Origin of the sequence: Thermotoga sp. 38H-to (genome assembly GCF_011057665.1) — a bacterium.
GTDB lineage: Bacteria > Thermotogota > Thermotogae > Thermotogales > Thermotogaceae > Thermotoga.
The window spans coordinates 99,977-118,656 of the sequence record NZ_LNFZ01000002.1 but is presented as its reverse complement, the minus strand read 5'-3'; the positions used below and the strand labels follow the sequence as shown (position 1 = coordinate 118,656).

The 18,680-nt window shown below is 47.0% G+C and carries 17 protein-coding genes; 12 read left to right on the top strand and 5 right to left on the bottom strand.

Features of this window, described 5'->3' with window-relative positions:
- Positions 1-2: 2 nt before the first annotated feature.
- The gene (locus tag AS158_RS04610; protein ID WP_165304593.1) at positions 3-1,019 is read left to right on the top strand and encodes a DUF1611 domain-containing protein; all 1,017 of its coding nucleotides are present in this window, start codon (positions 3-5) and stop codon (positions 1,017-1,019) included.
- Positions 1,013-1,696: a 2-phosphosulfolactate phosphatase family protein gene (locus tag AS158_RS04605; RefSeq protein ID WP_165304592.1), complete on the top strand. Its 684-nt coding sequence runs from the start codon at positions 1,013-1,015 to the stop codon at positions 1,694-1,696. The genes AS158_RS04610 and AS158_RS04605 overlap by 7 nt, the downstream gene beginning before the upstream one ends.
- On the opposite strand, the gene fabD is transcribed toward AS158_RS04605, so the two are convergent.
- From fabD to fabF, 5 genes are read right to left on the bottom strand one after another with little or no spacing between them, the layout of a single operon-like run.
- On the bottom strand, positions 1,674-2,555 hold the full coding sequence (fabD, locus tag AS158_RS04600) for an ACP S-malonyltransferase (protein WP_165304591.1): 882 nt from the start codon (positions 2,553-2,555) through the stop codon (positions 1,674-1,676). The two genes, AS158_RS04605 and fabD, sit on opposite strands and share 23 nt — an antisense overlap.
- Positions 2,552-3,061, bottom strand: coding sequence for a biotin transporter BioY (locus tag AS158_RS04595; protein WP_165304590.1), 510 nt, complete (start codon positions 3,059-3,061; stop codon positions 2,552-2,554). Before AS158_RS04595 ends, fabD begins: the two co-directional genes overlap by 4 nt.
- On the bottom strand, positions 3,058-4,002 hold the full coding sequence (fabK, locus tag AS158_RS04590) for an enoyl-[acyl-carrier-protein] reductase FabK (RefSeq protein WP_165304589.1): 945 nt from the start codon (positions 4,000-4,002) through the stop codon (positions 3,058-3,060). Before fabK ends, AS158_RS04595 begins: the two co-directional genes overlap by 4 nt.
- The gene (gene fabZ / locus AS158_RS04585) at positions 3,999-4,412 is read right to left on the bottom strand and encodes a 3-hydroxyacyl-ACP dehydratase FabZ (protein WP_165304588.1); all 414 of its coding nucleotides are present in this window, start codon (positions 4,410-4,412) and stop codon (positions 3,999-4,001) included. The genes fabK and fabZ overlap by 4 nt, the downstream gene beginning before the upstream one ends.
- Positions 4,409-5,647 (bottom strand): beta-ketoacyl-ACP synthase II, encoded by a 1,239-nt coding sequence (gene fabF / locus AS158_RS04580; protein WP_165304587.1) that lies wholly within the window; start codon positions 5,645-5,647, stop codon positions 4,409-4,411. The genes fabZ and fabF overlap by 4 nt, the downstream gene beginning before the upstream one ends.
- A gap of 141 nt (positions 5,648-5,788) precedes the next feature.
- Between fabF and AS158_RS04575 the strand changes: the two genes are divergently transcribed.
- The 10 genes from AS158_RS04575 to AS158_RS04530 all read left to right on the top strand — a co-directional run bounded on the left by AS158_RS04575 (position 5,789) and on the right by AS158_RS04530 (position 18,675).
- The gene (locus tag AS158_RS04575; RefSeq protein ID WP_165304586.1) at positions 5,789-7,363 is read left to right on the top strand and encodes a CTP synthase; all 1,575 of its coding nucleotides are present in this window, start codon (positions 5,789-5,791) and stop codon (positions 7,361-7,363) included.
- Positions 7,360-8,061, top strand: coding sequence for a PHP domain-containing protein (locus AS158_RS04570; RefSeq protein WP_165304585.1), 702 nt, complete (start codon positions 7,360-7,362; stop codon positions 8,059-8,061). Before AS158_RS04575 ends, AS158_RS04570 begins: the two co-directional genes overlap by 4 nt.
- A 4-nt stretch (positions 8,062-8,065) precedes the next feature.
- Positions 8,066-8,989, top strand: coding sequence for an MraY family glycosyltransferase (locus AS158_RS04565; RefSeq protein WP_165304584.1), 924 nt, complete (start codon positions 8,066-8,068; stop codon positions 8,987-8,989).
- A gap of 16 nt (positions 8,990-9,005) precedes the next feature.
- The gene (locus AS158_RS04560) at positions 9,006-12,203 is read left to right on the top strand and encodes an O-antigen ligase (protein ID WP_165304583.1); all 3,198 of its coding nucleotides are present in this window, start codon (positions 9,006-9,008) and stop codon (positions 12,201-12,203) included.
- A gap of 161 nt (positions 12,204-12,364) precedes the next feature.
- Positions 12,365-13,012, top strand: a complete 648-nt coding sequence (locus AS158_RS04555) for a peroxiredoxin (protein ID WP_165304582.1) — start codon at positions 12,365-12,367, stop codon at positions 13,010-13,012.
- 182 nt (positions 13,013-13,194) lie between these two features.
- Positions 13,195-14,247, top strand: a complete 1,053-nt coding sequence (locus AS158_RS04550; RefSeq protein ID WP_165304581.1) for an ROK family transcriptional regulator — start codon at positions 13,195-13,197, stop codon at positions 14,245-14,247.
- A gap of 7 nt (positions 14,248-14,254) precedes the next feature.
- The gene (gene nagA / locus AS158_RS04545) at positions 14,255-15,658 is read left to right on the top strand and encodes a glycoside hydrolase family 3 protein (RefSeq protein ID WP_241241250.1); all 1,404 of its coding nucleotides are present in this window, start codon (positions 14,255-14,257) and stop codon (positions 15,656-15,658) included.
- Positions 15,655-16,917, top strand: a complete 1,263-nt coding sequence (locus tag AS158_RS04540; RefSeq protein ID WP_165304580.1) for a sugar ABC transporter substrate-binding protein — start codon at positions 15,655-15,657, stop codon at positions 16,915-16,917. The genes nagA and AS158_RS04540 overlap by 4 nt, the downstream gene beginning before the upstream one ends.
- A 47-nt stretch (positions 16,918-16,964) precedes the next feature.
- Complete coding sequence (locus AS158_RS04535; protein ID WP_165304579.1) at positions 16,965-17,867, top strand: sugar ABC transporter permease; 903 nt, start codon at positions 16,965-16,967, stop codon at positions 17,865-17,867.
- On the top strand, positions 17,860-18,675 hold the full coding sequence (locus AS158_RS04530) for a carbohydrate ABC transporter permease (protein WP_165304578.1): 816 nt from the start codon (positions 17,860-17,862) through the stop codon (positions 18,673-18,675). Before AS158_RS04535 ends, AS158_RS04530 begins: the two co-directional genes overlap by 8 nt.
- Positions 18,676-18,680 lie beyond the last annotated feature (5 nt).

The following is an 18,680-nucleotide window of genomic DNA, read 5'->3' as shown; positions in this document are numbered from 1 at the left end:
GGATGGATCTCTGGAAATTATACCAGCCTGGTACACCGGCAGCGATCGTGGCGTGGGGGCAACTGGGAACACCTCATGCCAAAACCACCTACGGACTTTTAAGGCACAGCAGACTCTTCAAACCCGTTTGTGTTGTCGCTGAGTACGAAGGGAAAATGGCGGGTGACTTTGTGAAGCCCATTCGATACGACGTGCCTGTGGTCTCTTCTGTTGAAAAGGCGAGAGAAATGGGTGCGGAAGTTCTGATAGTTGGAGTGTCGAATCCTGGTGGATATCTGGAAGAGCAGATCGCAACACTTGTGAAAAAAGCCCTTTCACTCGGTATGGACGTCGTTTCTGGTCTTCATTTCAAGATCTCGCAGCAAACAGAATTTTTGAAGATTGCCCAGGAAAATGGTGCGAGGATAATAGACGTTCGAATTCCACCTATTGAGCTCGACGTTCTCAGGGGAGGTATATACCGAAAGAAGATAAAAGTTGTCGGTGTCTTCGGAACCGACTGCGTGGTAGGTAAAAGGACCACCGCTGTTCAGCTCTGGGAGAGAGCACTGGAGAAAGGGATCAAAGCGGGTTTTCTTGCAACAGGACAGACGGGTATCCTCATAGGAGCGGATGCAGGATACGTGATCGACGCTGTTCCCGCGGATTTCGTTCCCGGTGTGGTGGAGAAGGCCATTCTGAAGCTCGAAAAAGTGAGAAAGGAAATCGTCTTCGTGGAAGGGCAGGGAGCTCTGAGGCATCCCGCTTACGGTCAGGTAACCCTCGGTCTTCTGTACGGTTCCAATCCTGACGTGGTTTTTCTGGTCCACGATCCGAGCAGAGACCATTTCGAATCTTTCCCGGAGATTCCAAAAAAACCAGATTTTGAAGAAGAGAGAAGATTGATAGAGACTCTCTCTAGCGCGAAGGTGATAGGCGGAGTTTCTCTCAACGGAAGCTTCGAGACGGATCTTCCTGTGTACGATCCGTTCAACACAGATGACCTCGACGAGATGCTTGAGAGGGTGATGGAATGGTAGAAGTTGTGATGGCACCATGCTCACCTGTGGAGTGTGAAACGGCGGTTGTGATAGATGTTTTGAGGGCAACGAGCACCATAGTGACCGCCCTGTCGAACGGTGCTTCCGGTGTGATTCCCGTGAAAACCATCGAAGAAGCACTGGAAAAGAGAAAAGAAGGTGTTCTGATCTGTGGAGAGAGGAACGCGCAAAGACCGGAAGGATTCGACCTTGGAAATTCTCCTCTGGAGTACAGAAAGGAAAAGATATCTGGAAAAACCATCGTTCTCACAACCACAAACGGCACTCAGGTTATCGAGAAGATCAGAAGTGAAGAGACAGTGGCGGCTTCTTTTCTGAACTTATCAGCGGTCGTTGAGTATTTGAAGAACAAAGAAAGTATCGTACTTGTGTGCGCTGGAACGAACGGCAGATTCTCCTTAGAGGACTTTCTACTTGCCGGTGCGATAGTGAAAAGGCTAAAGAGAGACGATCTTGAAGACGGTGCTCAGGTGGCGAAGAGATATTTTGAGTCTGTGAAAAACAAAAAGGAGGAGGTCAAGAGACACTCCTCCCACGCAAAAAGACTGATTTCCCTTGGATTCGAGGATGACGTCGAATTCTGCACAACCGAGGATCTTTTCAAAACAGTACCTGTCCTTGTGAACGGTGTGTTCATTCCGAAAGAATCTCTGTGAAATGCTTCGCGTTCGTCTCCATTCTTCTACACAGGTTTTTCAAAACGGTCTTTGGGCCAACTTCAATGAATTCGGTTACTCCCATTTTCTTCATGGTGTCAACCGACTGTTTCCACAGAACCGGTCCTGTGATCTGTTCGATTATGTTTCTCTTTATCTCTTCAGGGTTTTCCGTTGGTTTTGCTGTCGAGTTCATAACGATGGGCCATCTCGGCTTTTTGAAGTCTACTTTTTCCACTTCTTCCTTCATTTTCTCTCTGGCATACTCCAGAAACGGTGTATGGAACGGGCTTGAAACCATGAGTTCCACGACACGGCGAGCTCCCTTTTCTTTGAGGATCTCCATGGTCTTTTCCACTGACTCTTTCAACCCACTGATCACCACCTGATCGTGAGAGTTGTAGTTTGCTATGTAAACTCCTTCGATAGAGTTCACCACTTCTTCTATGGTTTCAATGTCGAGACCTACGACGGCAGCCATCGTACCTTTCCCCGGTTCCAGTGCCTTCGACATGTACTCTCCCCTTTTTCTCACAAGGTGAAGCCCCGTCTCGAAATCGTAGACCCCTGCCACTGCCAGGGCGGTGTACTCTCCGAGGCTGTGCCCTGCCACAACATCGGGCAGGATACCTCTCTTTTCCAATTCGAGAAAAGCGATGTAACTCGTTATGTAGATGGAAGGCTGGGCGTTCTCCGTGAGTTTCAGAGTCTCTTCGTCACCGTTCATGATCTCTGTGATGTCAAAGCCCAGCACCCTCTTTGCTCTCTCGAAGATTTCTCTCGAGGACTCATAAACGGAAAAATCATTGGCCATTCCGGAGTACTGTGACCCCTGTCCGGGGAAGACGAACGCCCTCACCGTTTCACCCCCATTTTTCTGAGTCTCAGCGCTATCAGAGCGGCAACGACCAGTTTTATCAGATCGAACCAGACGAAAGGAACAAATCCCACGGAAATTGACTTCCTGATGTCGTGAACGTAGAAATTCAAGACGAAAACACCGAGTGTATAGATGATACTGAGTCCCACTATTCCGGAAGCGAGATACCAGATGAGACTCTCTTTCCTCTCAGCCAGGAGACCGATCACAAACGCTCCGAGTATGAATCCGAAGAGATACCCACCGGTTGGCCCCACAAGAACCTGCGCACCACCTTTGAAATTCGCAAAGACAGGAAGCCCTATTGCTCCGAGCAGAACGTAAGTAGCTACCGCGAGTGTTCCGTATTTCTTTCCCAGAACGTACGCTGAAAGAAAGACAAAGAACACCTGAAGGGTAAAAGGAACGGGTCCCAGGGGGATCGAGATCCACGCCCCCACCACGATAAGAGCCGTGAAAACCCCTGCTTTTATGAGCTGTCTCATCCTTCGATGTACCCCCTCAGTTTCTCCACCGTTTCTTTGAACTCCTTCAAGATATCCTCTATGATCTGCTTCACCGGTTTTATCTCATCGATCAAGCCGGCGCTCTGTCCTACCATGAAAGATCCTCTCTCCAGATCTCCTTCAACAACCGCCCTTCTGAGGCTTCCTACTAACATCTCTTCTGCTTGAATTGGGTTTTCGAACTCCATCTCTTGGATCTTTCTTGAAAAGGGAGTTCTGAGAACGCGCGCGGGATGTCCGAGTTTGGCACCCGTCACAACGGTGTCCCTTATGGAGGCCTTGACGATCTTTTCTTTGTAAACAGGATGAACATCGCTTTCAACACTCGCTACGAACCTGGTTCCCATCTGTATTGCCTCCGCCCCCAGCGCAAAAGCGGCGGCCATTCCTCTTCCATCCGCGATACCTCCCGCCGCGATCACGGGGATGTTCACACTCCTGGAGACTTTGTTTACGAGAACGAAGGTTGTGACCTCACCTATGTGTCCACCGGATTCCATTCCTTCCGCTATCACCGCGTCCGCTCCCGCCCTTTCCACCATCCTTGCCAGAGAGTCGGAAGCGACAACTGGTATCACTTTTGCTCCGTTTTCCTTGAGTTCTCTTATGTACTTCGTTGGGTTTCCTGCACCGAACGTGATGACAGGTACTTTCTCTTCTATGCACACCTTGACGAGATCGTCTGCCCACGGAGACACGAGGATTATGTTCACACCGAAGGGTTTGTTCGTCTTCTGTCTGAGTTCAGAGATCGCTTTTCTCAGATCATCAGGCTTCATGGCACCAGATCCGATAATCCCAAGTCCGCCCGCTTCCGATACCGCCGCTGCGAGGGTGGGAGTCCCTGCCCAAGCCATTCCACCCATGAGGATTGGATACTCTATTCCCAGAAGCTCTGTCACTCTCGTTCTCACGGTCATTTCTTTTTCACCCCCAGCAAAAGTCTGGCTTTCGCCACGATTTTGTCATCGACCTTTGCAATTCCTTCCACCTGAACCGTGCCGAGTTTTTCTCCGAGTTTTTTCACTTCGTAGATCAGCCTGTCGCCCGGACGCACTTCTTTCTTGAAACGTGCTTCGTCTATTCCGAGAAACAGAGGGATTCCTTCTACGCTCTTTAAAAGGAGGATCCCAGCGGTCTGTGCGAGACCCTCTATGATGAGAACACCCGGGTATATCGGATACTCTGGGAAATGTCCCTGGAAGACGGGATCGGAGATGCTGATGTTTTTGAAGGCGACGATCCTGTCCTCCGATTCTTCTATCACACCGTCGACGAGGAGAAATGGATATCTATGTGGGAGGATAGATTTCACGTAATCTATGTTCATGATTCATACCTCCCCACCACGATGGACACGTTGTGTCCACCAAAACCGAAGGAGTTCTTTATGAAGTTTTTGATCTCCATCTGAACAGGCTCTTTACCAACAAGACCGGTCCCCTTCGCTTCATCGATCGGATTGTCGAGGTTCGGCATGCCGTGGACGAAAGAGTTCTGCATTTGAAGGATGGCAAGAACGAGTTCTGCAGCACCAGCAGCACCAAGGAGATGACCTATCAAGGCTTTCGAGGAGTTTATGGCGACGTTCCGCACGTGTTCACCGAGTACTTTCTTTATCGCTTTGAGTTCTGCTTCATCACCCGCCGGTGTGCTCGTGGCGTGGCAGCTCACGTAGTCGATGTCTTCAACGGAAAGACCGGATTCTTTCAGGGCGAGTTTCATGGCCTCTGCCGCTCCTCTGCCCTCTGGATCTGGGGCGCTGAAGTGATACGCGTCGTCCGTCATACCCACTCCTTTGACTTCCGCGAGAATTTTCGCTCCTCTCGATTTTGCCACTTCCTCGGCTTCGAGTATGAGAACCGCACCGCCTTCACCCATAACAAAGCCGTCTCTGTCTTCATCGAACGGGCGGGAAGCACGCTTTGGATCGTCGTTCCTTCGTGAGAGAGCTCTCATGTTGGCGAATCCGGTGATGGGAAGTGGAGCAATCGTTGCTTCGGTTCCACCAACGGCAGCCACATCCGCGTATCCGTGTCTTATGAGGAGAGTACCGAGAGCCACCGCGTGGAGAGAAGAAGCGCAGGCGCTCACGGAAGAGAAATTGGGACCTTTCAGCCCGTATTCCATTGCAACAACACCGGAAGCCATGTCGATGAGTATCATCGGGATCAGGAACGGACTGACCCTACCTGGGCCCTGACTCAGGAATTTGTTGTTCTCGCTGTCGAGCGTCAGAAATCCTCCCATACCTGATCCTATGATGGTGGCCGTCCTGTCGGCGTACGGCTCGAAATTTATACTGGCGTCTTCCACAGCTTCTTTCGTGCTGGCCAATGCGAAATGAACGAAACGGTCTGTTCTTTTGACTAATTTCGGATTTATGTACTCTTCTGGTTTGAAATCTCTCACCTCTGCTGCGATCTGGACGGGAAGGTTAGAAGCGTCAAAAGAAGATATCCGATCTATCGTTACTTTAGTTTCTCTAAGTCCTTCTAAATTTTTCTCTTTTCCAACACCAAAGGGACTCACGATTCCCATACCCGTGATAACCACTCGCCTCAAAATACCACCTCCTGACAAAAAAATCTGGCATGATTATACCATAATTCCATATTTGCTTACAATCCCGGTGTTCTCTCATGTTAAGGAAATGAGAAATTTACTCTCCAGGTGATAACATATTGAGGAGAAGGAGGGAATAAGATGAAAAAGTACGTGATTGTGACGGGAGGAGTCCTCAGCGGCATTGGAAAGGGAATATTTTCGGCTTCCTTGGCGAGATTAATGAAAGAATACGGTGTCGATGTGAACGTGCTGAAAATCGATCCCTACCTCAACGTGGACGCGGGAACCATGAATCCCAACCAGCACGGAGAGGTCTTCGTCACAGAGGATGGTTACGAAGCAGACCTGGATCTTGGTCACTACGAGAGGTTTCTTGGAAGGGACATGACGAGGCAGAACAACATGACAGCAGGACAGGTGTATCTCCGTGTCATAGAGAAGGAAAGACAGGGAAAATACCTCGGGAACACCGTTCAGATCGTGCCGCATCTCACCGAGGAAATAAAAGACAGAATAAGGGCACTCGAAGCAGAACTCCTCGTGATCGAAATAGGAGGTACCGTTGGAGACATCGAAGGGGAAGTCTTTCTGGAGGCTGTGAGGGAACTCCAGATGGAAGAAGGAAAGGAAAACTTTCTTTTCGCCCACGTCACGTACGTTCCTTACCTTCGAACGACCAACGAGTTCAAGACGAAACCCACTCAACAGTCCGTTCAACTCCTGAGAAGAATAGGGATCACACCGGATATGGTCATTGTGAGGAGCGAATTTCCTCTCGATGTTCCCAGCATGAACAAGGTGGCCCTTTTCTCCGGTGTTCCACGCGATTTTGTGATAAACCTACCTGACACAAAGAACGTGTATGAAGTTCCTGAAATATTGAGAGATATGGGTTTGCACGAGAAGATCGCCTCCAAATTAAACGTTGAACTGAAAAAATCTACGTTCAACTGGTCCTATCCCAAGGCTTTCAAACCCTACAGAGTAGCACTCGTTGGAAAATATCTGGGCACGGATGACGCGTACAAAAGCATCATAGAGTCAGTCTTTTTGACAGGGATAGAGAAACCCACCGTGGTGGACAGTCAGATGCTCGAAGATATGAACGACGAAGAAGTGAAGAGAGTGCTCGACGAATACGATGCCCTCATCATACCCGGTGGATTCGGAAGAAGGGGTGTGGAAGGAAAAATAAAGGCTATAAAGTACGCACGGGAGAACAAAAAGCCCATACTCGGAATATGTCTCGGCATGCAGCTCATGGTCATAGAGTTCGCGCGCAACGTGTTCGGCTACAAAGAAGCCAATTCCACCGAGTTCGATCCGAACACACCTTACCCTGTTGTGGATCTCATGGAAGAGCAGAAGAGAATATTGAAGCTCGGTGGTACGATGAGGCTTGGAGCTCAAAAGGTAAAGATATTCCAGAATACGAAGCTCTACGAAGTTTACGGTAGGGTTGAAGAAGTTTACGAAAGACACAGGCACAGATACGAAGCCAACGAAGAAGCGTTTCCGGAGCTGTTTAAGAAACCGGGAGAAGAAGGGTACAAGCTTGTCGTATCCGCGAAATCTGATTTCATAGAGGCCGTTGAACTCGAAGATCATCCGTTTTTTGTGGGTGTCCAGTTTCATCCCGAATACAAGAGCAAAGTAGGAGCACCTCACCCGATTTTTGTCTATTTGAGGAAAGTTCTGGAGGGATCGCAATGATAGACATGCACCTTCACTCCACGTTCTCCTACGATGGAAAGGCGGAAATAGACGATATAATCTCCCAAATGCAGAAGCTCGGTATCGAACATTTCTGTATCACGGATCACTACGAGTACGAAAACGGTGAACTCGTTCACGATTTCAACGTGGAAGAGTACTTTCTCACCATGGAGAAATACGATCTTCCAAAGGGAGCGGAGATCAGCTGGGATGGTGTGGAAGAGGCGGTTTTCCCCGAGGGTTTCGACTACCTTCTTCTTGGGATACATCGATACGATGAGAATCTTCCACCGGATGAGCTTGCGAGGGACTATCTGGAGCGAACTCTCTTTGTAATAGAAAGGGTGGAATTCCACACACTCGCACACTTGGATTATCCGGCAAGATACGCGAAAGCAGATTTCAAAGCGAATAGAGATTTGATAGAGAAGATCTTGGTGTTTCTCGTGAAAAACGAGAAGGCCCTTGAAGTCAACACCGCTGGTCTTTTCAAACACGGAAAACCCAACCCGGACTACTGGATAGTTGAGATGTACTACGATATTGGGGGGAAAATCGTGACGATTGGTTCGGACGCGCACGAATCACAACATATAGGTCGAGGGATAGAAGAGGTCATGAAGGAACTCAAAAGGTTCGATTTTGAATACCTCGTCGTCGATGGGAAGAAACTCACCACCGTGAAACCGAGGTGAAGGAATGGCTTTCCTTTTGAGTTTTCTTTTGAGTCTGTTCGGTGTCTGGTTCTTCGGAAGAGTTGCGAAAAGACTGAACATAGTGGACAGACCGGATGGTGTGCTGAAGCCCCACGGAAGAGAAACACCTTACCTGGGTGGACTGGGAATATTTGTAGGGGTTCTTCCGTTTTTGTGGAACGACACGGTGGTTCTACTTTCAGCATCGATCGCTCTCACACTTGGATTGATGGATGATCTGTTCTCCATTTCTCCCTTTTTAAGATTGGTTGCAGAGTTCGGCATTTCACTCTTGCTCGTGTGGAGATTCATCGGTCTCGAAAATTTACTGGTTTCCACTCTCTGGTTGTTCTTCATTGCCGTTCTCGTAAATTCTGTGAACATGATGGATGGTATGGATGGGCTCTGTGGAAGTCTCGTGGCCCTGTCTTCGCTTTCTTATTTCTTTCTGGTGAGAGGCGTGTTCTTCGAAAACCTATCTCTCTCCCTTCTCGGCGCTTCTCTCGGCTATCTTGTTTTCAACTTCCCGCCTGCGAAGATTTTCATGGGCGATGCAGGGAGTTACCTGTTGGCCGTTCTTCTATCTACGATCGTTCTTTCTCAAAATCGTTTCTTCTCTTTCAATACATTTCTCACAATGGTTTTTCCTCTCTGGATCTTCTTTCTGGATTTTCTGGCGAGTGTTGTGAGGAGGTACAGGAATAGAAGGTCGATCTTCAAAGGAGACAGGGACCACATGTACGATAAGCTCTCTCGAAGATCTGGAACGAGAAGAGCGCTCTTCATAATGATCGCAACGCACGCTGTTTTCTGTGGGTTCAGCTTTGGGGCTCTGGGAAACATAGTGATGAGTGTGGTAACGCTCGTCTTGGCTGCTGTGTTTTCTTTTGTTCTCATAAAAAGCCTCGGGCTTCTCCATTACGATTGAGTGGGAGGGAAAATTTATGGAGATACTGTTTTACATCATGTACATCGTCGTTGCCCTTTTCTCGTCCAGAAAACTCACGTACGAGTTCAGCGTTCCAAAGTACGCTCTGATCACGGTGTTCCTGAGCGTTATGTTCTTCATGATCCTGATGAAGATTCTCAGGAAAGAGAAACTGGAAATCAGATTCAACATGGCCCATGTAGGTTTCTTTGCCTTCGCTGTTTCTGCCCTTCTATCTACGATAAACGTCTATCGTGATAATCCTGTCTATTTCAGGTATTCCTTTGACATAGCGATCTACGTTCTTCTCATGTTCTTCACATCGATCTTCATCTCGAACTTCTTTGTTACAAAGGAGAGAATAAGGAGATTCCTCACAGTCAGTGTGGCTCTTGCGGGATTCATAGCTTTCGATGCGCTTTTGAACTTCTACGGCGGTGTCGATGTTTTCCTTGGGGATGTGGGGAGTCCCTTTTCGAGGGCAACCGTGAAAGCGACCATAGGAAATGTGAACTTCGTCTCGAACTTTCTCTCTCTGAACCTTCCGCTCGCTATCTATCTCATAGCGTCGACCGATTTCAAAAGAAAAGAAGCGTCCATAACCAAAGTGATAGCCTCAGTTTCTGCGCTCCTCATGGTTTCGGGAATACTGGTATCTCAGACGAGATCTTTGTACGTTGCGAACATCATTTCTCTTTGTGTTTTCGCTGCGTTCTATATGATTTTCAGAAAAAAGAAGGTTTCGAAGGAGACAGACAGAGAAGTCCTGAGTATGAGTAAAACTCTCACGACTTTCGTGCTGATCGCTTCGATCGCTCTCGTTGTTCTCTACAATCTTCCCACTCCTCTGAACGGTTACGGGAAGGTGTCTCCTGCTGGGAGGATTCAGGCGGTTGCCGAGGTGGGGTCCTGGCACGAGAGGCTTCTGTCCTGGCTTTCATCGATATACCAGTGGAGGACACACAAGATACTCGGTACCGGAATCGGAACGTATCAGATTCTCACGATAAACTACATGGGAGATGTTATAGAAGACCACCCGATTTTGATGTACGGCTGGAACAACTTCAAGAGAACGCACAACGATTACCTTCAGGTCCTTGGGGAAATGGGAGTAATTGGATTTGTTTCCGTCATCTTTCTCGCTCTGTCACTTGGAATTCTGTTTTTCAGAATAATTCAAAGGATCACGGTGCGAGATGATCTTTTGCTCTTTCTGGCACTTGCCAGTTCTTTCATCACGTTCATGATGCACAGCGCGTTCAGCTTTCCAGCGCATCTTCTTCCGAATGGATTCCTTGTGATGACCGTCGCTTCCATAGCGGTTGGTGGGTACTTCTACGACGGAAAGAAAGCGGAGATCGAGCGAAAAAAGGCCGTTGCGATTGGAACGATCGTTCTTCTGGTGGGTATTGTTTCTGCTTACTTGAAATGGAACTACTTCATCTCTGAAGTTTATTTCAAGTGGGGAAATTCTGCCTATCTTTCCATAAGGAAAGTAGAAGAAGACATGGCCAAACTGGACAGTTATGAACAACAGGTAAAGACAGCTATGGAAGAACTGGACTCTCTGAGTGGGCGGTACAGTTACCTGAAACCCGACGAATTCAAGAAGTTCGTTGAAAGGCAAAACCTCCCTGTGAAACCTTCTAACCTGGAGATAGAAAGATTGAGGCTCGAGACCATTCAAAAAGAAAGGCAGAAATTGCAGAACGCTCTCCAGCAGGTAGTATCTTATAGAAATCAGCTCACAAACCAAAGGGTAGAACTCTACAGGAAAGCGAAGGAGTACTTCCTGAGATCCGTTCAGGTGAACAAAACGTATGGGAGATCTTATTTCTACCTCGCGTCGCTTGCAGCAAGTGAGTTTCGAATCGATGAATTGAAAGCGAAACTGAAGACAAAAGAGGATTACAGTGCGTTTTTTGAACAGAACTTCGATGAGTATCAGAAAGTAATCTTTCCAGACGTGAAAAAGACTGACCTGACGTTTCTTGAAAACGCGAGTCTTTCCACGATCAACGATCTGGGGGTGGACAATCTCATCACCGTTCAGGTCTTCCTCGATTCCGTTTCTCTGTACCTTTCCTCTTTGAAGTCCTTCAACGAGAGAAACACGTACAGAGGTCTTGCAATAAGATACGTGGGACTTCACCAGATCATGAAGATTTTGTTCTCGAAAGTCCAGGATGATCTGACTCAGAAAGCTTTCGCTGAGTTAGCATCAAAGTATTTCGATAGTTTCACGAATTACGCGAATCTCACAGTGAAGATCCTTCCGGGTGCGTGGAACAGATTTCCCGACTGGAAACACTACGATCTCAGAAAAGCCGTTGCGGGACAGGATATCTACAGATATTTCGCCACGAGAGCTGCGGAAGCTCAACCACTCACTGTTCAAAAGAACAGAGAGTTCCTATTCTATCTTGCTAAAAGAGAAATCTGGGCAGTTGAAAACATGAACAGAGCGGGCGTTTGGGGAGTTCCAGATGGTGTTCTCGATTTTCTGCACGCGATGCCCTTCGAATACATCTCCTCAAAAAATAGTCAGGAAGCTTTGTTCACGTTTGAAGATGTTCTGACGATTTACAATGAGAGCTACAAGAACGCAAAAGAATCCATATCGCTGTATGAAAGCAAAGCAAAAAAGACATTTGAAAGCACTTTGGAAAGACTTAAGGAATACATTGAAAGTAACCTGGGAAGAGAATACGCGAATCAATTCGAAGGGTTCTTCAAAGATCTCTTTGAAAGTTTCAGGAATCTGAACTGGCTGTCCATCGACTCTCAGGAGATGAACAAATTCATATCAGAGAAGAAATACGTGTACAAGCTGAATCCGTGGGAGGAACTTCTTGTAGAAGGAATGAGAGATTTCGAAAACTATATGAAACAAAGGAACATTGAAGCTTCCAGAATCAATGAAGTACTCTCCAAGATCTACAACGATCTGTACGGGCTCAGAGATGTTCTTGTTTTCGAAAGGTACATAAGATTCCTCGAACACTACAGACTCATCCTGAACGATGCGAAGAATTACCTGAACACTCTGGAAAAAGCCTACGGTGTGGCTTCGGACGAGGAATGGAAGATGATACTGGAAGACTGGGGTGTGAACCTCTGGGACGATGAGAAGTTCGAAACGAAGGAGCAGGTGCTGGAACGATTGAAGAAATCGGAGGAATTTCTGAGATCGATAGAAGAAAGTTTGTAGGGACGGGGAGATGTTCTCCCCGTTTTTTTGTTCTCTGTGCACAACTTTTAATGATTCAAAATCGATACAGAACAGAAAAATTTATGAAACACAATGTGTGTATTATTGAGAACGGATATCAATTTAAAATAATTTCAAAAAGTTACGAGGAGGTGTTGTGTATGGAAGGAAGAATTCCCCTCATAGGTGAAGAGTTTCCAAGGGTGGAAGTGAGAACCACTCATGGAAAGAAAGTTCTTCCGGATGATTACAGGGGAAAGTGGTTCGTTCTCTTCAGCCACCCGGCCGATTTCACTCCGGTGTGTACCACCGAGTTCGTTGCGTTCCAGAAGAGATACGATGAATTCAGAAAGCTCAACACAGAACTCATAGGTCTCAGCATCGACCAGGTGTTCTCACACATCAAGTGGGTTGAATGGATAAAAGAAAAACTGGGAGTTGAAATCGAATTTCCGATCATAGCGGATGACCTTGGGGAACTTTCAAAAAGACTTGGATTGATACATCCCAACAAGGGAACAAACACGGTGAGAGCTGTTTTCATAGTCGATCCGAATGGAATCATAAGGGCCATCATCTACTATCCGCAGGAAGTCGGAAGAAACATCGATGAGATTCTCAGAGCAGTGAAAGCCCTTCAGACATCCGATGAAAAAAGAGTAGCGATTCCCGCCAACTGGCCGAACAACGAACTCATAAACGATGCTGTGATTGTTCCTCCGGCAAGCAATGTGGAGGAAGCAAGAAAAAGGCTGGAATCAAAAGAATTTGAGTGCTACGACTGGTGGTTCTGCTACAGGAAGGTATAACAGAAGATAAGAACAAGAAAGCAAGGTGGCTCCAGAAGGAGCCACCTTTTCATTTTTCCCTCCCTAAATTCTTCCAACAGTTAACGAAATGAAACTGTAACTTGACAAAGTGTGACTCGTTGGTTGACAATAATTTATGAAGTTGTTTGCGGCATGCAACTAACTGATGGGAGGGACCTCTCTTGAACATTTCACCCACTCAACACAAGATTCTCAAACTTCTCGTAGAAAACGAAAAGATATCGATGAGAGAAATCAGCGAGAAGCTTTCTGTGAACATGTCCACCGTATCCAGAAATTTTCGATCTCTGCAGGAATCGGGTTTTGTTTTGAAGGTCGAAGAAGCGTCTCCCGGTTCGTCGGGGGGTAGAAAAACCGCTCTTTATACGGCAAACCCGAATAAATTCTTCGTTCTGGGAATCGGTGTAGAACAGAACAGGTTGATCGGCGTGGTGATCGATGCGAAGGGAAGTGCGGTTGAAAAAAATGAAATACACAGAAATTTTCGTGGAGAAGAGATCGTAAGCGCTCTTGTTGATTGTGTTATGGCTTTTAAAGAAAGCTATCCGAGTACAGTGGGAATTTCCATCGGTATGCCTGGAATCATAAAGGAAAACAAGGTGATCTTTTCTTCGGCACTCGATATTGAAGATCTCGATCTCGGAGAAATTCTCTCCAGGGAATTTGGGACAGAGGTTTTCGTTCTGAACGACGCCAACGCGGCAGTTGTGGGATACGGCTTTCAAAAGAAAAATGTGGTATATTTTCTGCTCTCTGTTCCTTACTATCTGAACCAGCCGGTGGGTGTTGGAGCAGGACTCTGGCTGGAAGGGAACCTGTATCAGGGTTCCAACGGCGCTGCGGGTGAATTCGAAATTGACATCCTGCCGGCCATTCTGTCCGAGCCAGCCACGCTCGATGAAGTAGATTTGAAAAACCTGTCTTCTGGTTCGCTCTTGAAACTTCTTTCGAAGCTTTCAGAGGTTGCTTCTTTCGTTAGCTATCTTTTAGATCCAGAAACCGTGATTTTTGGTGGAGACATAACGTTGTTTTCCCATGAGTTTCATAGTGAGCTGGCAAAGAACGTTCAGGATCGCCTTGAAAAAAGACACATCTCTGACGTTGAGATTCTCTTCGATGAAAGGGGACTCTGGACGGTCGCCTTCGGTGCAGCAAAGGCTTTCTGGAAGAGGATCCTCGAAGACTACGAATTCGCCAGCAGGATTCTGAAATGAAGGAGTGATGAACGTGGATCTTGGAAAGCTGTTCTTCTGCGGTTTCAACGACTTCAACGAAGAAGTCAAGGAAATAATCAGAAAATACAGACCGGCTGGTATTCTGATCTATCCTGGAGTTCTTTCGAAAGAATATCTTCTGATGGATTTCATGAGTTTTCTATCGAAAGAGGGAAATTTTCTCATCAGTTCCGATCACGAAGGTGGTCAACTTGAAGTGTTGAGATATGTTCCCTCGTCTCCGGGAAATCTTGCCTTTGGAAAAAACTCACCGGATGTAACCTACAGATATTCCAAGATTGCAGGAAAGATCATGGAAATTGTGGGGTTCAACATGGTTTTTGCTCCTGTTCTTGATCTTCTTTCTGAAGAGAGTTCATCGGTGATCGACATGAGAAGCTACAGCTCAGATCCCAAAATCGTAGCCGAGCACGGAGTAAAGGCCTGTGAGGGCTATCTGGAAAGTGGAGTTGTTCCCTGCATCAAACACTTTCCAGGTCACGGAAAAGCAAGGGAAGACTCCCACCTCACCCTTCCTGTGGTCGATGCATCCTTTGAAAAACTCTGGGAAGAAGATCTTCTGCCGTTCAGAAAGGTGCTGGAAAAAAAGAAAAAGGTCACGGTCATGACGGCCCACGTTGAATATTCTGCCATCGACGACCTCCCAGCCACTCTTTCGGAGAAGATCATAACGGACGTTCTCAGAGAGAAGATCGGTTTCGACGGTCTTGTGATCAGCGACGCTGTGGAGATGAGCGCTGTATCGAATAATTTCTCCGTTGAAGAGATTGTGAGCCTCTTTCTGAATGCGGGAGGAAACATGATCCTTCTCGGTGATTACAGAAACCTTCCAGTTTACTATGAAACGCTGGTAAAACTCCTCAAAGATGGAAAGGTCCAGAAGGACAAAGTGGAACGCTCCATAAGAACGGTGGAAAAATACCTGGCTCTTGTGAAGAAAAACAACGGTGTTGGTTTTCTTGCCGATGTTTCAATGAACGCCGTGGAATTCCTCGGCTTTGAAAAGATAGATCGTACCAGTGAAGTGACTCTTCTCGTTCCATCCAGTGAGAATTTGAGTCCAGCGGACACCACGGGGGGCGATTACGACCAGATTCCAGAGATCGTTTCCAGATTTTTCAAGGTCGAGAATGTTGTTCGATACACCGTAGAAGACGGTCCCGATCCAGTTGAAGGTGATTTGATCTTCGATTTTGTAGCCGACATATCGAACGAAAAGGCTCTGAAAGCCCATCTGAGCTTGCCGGCAGAAAAGACTGTTTACTTCATTCTGAGAAATCCGTTCGATGCCAGGTATTTCGAAGGAAGAAAGATTGTCATCACAAGATCGACGAAACCTATTTCTATCTATAAATCCTTAGAACATCTTTCGGGGAGGTGTGATTCATGAGGAAGTTCGTGGTCATTCTTTTGGTAGTTCTTCTCGCAGTTCTGGCACTGTCCAAAACCAAGATAGTCTTCTGGACCATGTCGCTGAAACCGACCTTCACAGATTTCATTCAGGGGATCATCGACAGATACGAAGAGTTGAACCCGGATGTTGAAATCGTTTGGGAAGATGTTCCGTGGGATGTCCTCCAGCAGAAGCTTCTTGCAGCCTTCTCTTCTGGAAACCCACCCGATGTCGTGAACCTGAACGCCCAGTGGACCATCGAATTCGCTCAGAAGAGAGTTCTGTTCCCGCTGAACGATTTGCTACCCGAAGAAGTTATCAATCAGTACTTTGACAACATGATCAAGGGACTCACCTGGAAAGGTGAAATTTACGGGATTCCCTGGTACACAGCTGTGGACGTGATATTCTACAACAAAGAGATCTTCGAAAAAGCCGGGCTGGATCCGAAGTATCCGCCTCGAACCTGGGATGAAATACTCCTCTACTCTGTTTTGATCAAGGAAAAAACGGGAAAATACGGTGCCCTTCCCACGATCTTCCAAGATCCTTCTGCGATCTTCAACTGGGACGGGTTGAATCTCTACACGGTGGATGAAAACAACAGAATAAAAGAAGTACTCTTTGACAGGCCGGAATACGCTCACACTCTCAACAAATGGGCCACTCTCTACAAACAGAAGTACATCCCGAGCGAAATCGTCCAGGGTGGAGAATGGACGAGAGCCACAGAGCTCTACCAGGCTGGGGAACTCGCCATGTTGATCACTGGTGTTCAGTTTGCGGACAGAGTGAAATGGAACGCCCCAGAAATATATGAAAAATCCGAAGTTGCTCCTATTCCAGCTCCAAAACCGGGTGTGAGAATGAGTGGATGGTACTCAACGCTGAACGTGGTCAGAGGATCCAAGAATCCTGAGGAAGCCGCTAAATTCGCAGCGTTCGTTGCAAACCTCGAGAACCAGATCGCATTCTGTAAGCTCGTTACCATATTCCCAACTCTCAAAGCAGCGGTGAATGACCCGTGGTTCTCAAAAGACGATGGAACGCTCGCTGCCAAAGCCAGGATCATGGGAGCCAAGTATCTTGAGAACATCACGTTCTACAACGATGACATACCATTCAGAAAAGAAGCGTTCGACAGACTGAAGGATGCCATTGTTCAGGTGTTCCTTGGACAGAAAGATCCCGAAACAGCGCTCGAAGAGACCGCGAAGTACTGGAGATATCTCATTCAAACTCAGCAATCGAAATAAAAAAGATGGGGAGGGGAGTGCCCCTCCCTTTCGAAAGGAGAGAGAAAATGCCAGGAAGGTACTACAAAAGTCTGAGAAAAAAACAGCTTCTCCTTGCATTCTTCTTCATAACGACCCCCACTCTCCTCATGGTGCTTTTCATATATTATCCTCTCGTGTTCGGTATCAAGATATCTTTTTACCAGTACGACATAGTGGGGGAATCCCTTTACATAGGACTGAAGAACTACATCGATCTGTTTCATGATCCTTTATTCTGGAACGCCTTCAAGAACAGTCTTTTGTACCTACTCGTTGTACCTCCACTCCAGCTCGTTTCTATACTGCTTGCGGTCCTGCTCGATAGAGCCATAAAGGGCAGAAATCTTTTCAGGACTTTCATTTTTCTTCCGGTGGTTACTCCCATCACCATTGCCGCGATCACGTGGCAGTGGATGTACAGAGAAAAAGGATTCATCAACTTTCTTCTGCATTCACTTCATATTATAGACGAGCCGATTGCTTTCCTTTCGGATCCCAAGGTGGCTCTCTTCGCTATCATGTTCGTCACCATGTGGAAAGGATTCGGTTACTACATGGTTATATATCTGGCAGGACTCCAGAGCATCCCCAGGGAATTGATAGAGGCTGCCAGGGTTGACGGTGCGAAACCTTCTCAAGTCTTTTTCAAGGTGACGATTCCCCTTCTGAAACCGTACATCTTGTTTTGCTCAACCATGTCGTCCATAGCGGCTTTGAACGTCTTCGGAGAGATTTACGCTATGACAAAGGGTGGACCAGTTCACGCAACGGAAACAATGGGAATTTTCATATACAATCGAGCTTTTGAATATCTCCAGTTCGGATATTCGAACGCTGCCGCTGTTCTGTTCAGCTTCGTTGTGATTGCATTTTCGCTTTTGAACTTCTATCTGTTCAGGGAAGGAGGTTTGAAGAGCTATTATGCCTAAGATCAGAAAGATCTTGACTTATGTGGTCCTTGTTCTTTTTTCGATTCTTTCAGTGTGGCCGTTTTACTGGATTGCAAAGACCTCTTTCGAGGCAGGAGGTAACGTGTACAAGTATCCACCGAGTCTCATTCCGTACCCGGCAACCTTTTCAAACTACGTTGGGGCATGGAAAACGGTGAAGCTTGGAAATTACTATCTGAACACGATTATAATAGCGGGTTTTGGCACACTTTTGAACGTGCTTTTCTCGCTGATGGTGGCCTATCCTCTCGCCAGAATAGACTTCAAAGGGAAACAGCTGGTGCTCTTTCTGATTCTTCTTCCAATGATGATTCCAGTTCAGAACACCCTGATAGTCAACTACCTCACCCTCAGAAAGCTCAGTCTTCTGAACACCTACACCGGGGTGATTCTCCCCCAGGCTGTTACGATCTTCGGTATCTTCATGATGAGACAGGCTTATTTGAGTGTTCCGAAGAGCTTCGAAGACGCTGCGAGGATAGATGGTGCCGGAGAACTCTACATATGGTGGAGGATAATCACACCTCTAATAAAGCCGGACATCGCCACTCTCGTTGTGTTCCAGGTGATCACCTGGTGGGACAATTTCCTGTGGCCTCTCATAGTTCTGTCCGATTCCAACAAGTATCCTCTCTCTGTGGCACTCGTTTATCTGAACAGCACTTTCCAAGTGAATTTCAGATACACCGCAGCTGGAATCGTTCTGGCGATACTTCCTGTTGTATTACTGTTCATCTTCGCTCAGAGGTACATAATAAACGCTATTGCCGGTGGCGTGAAATACTGAAGGAG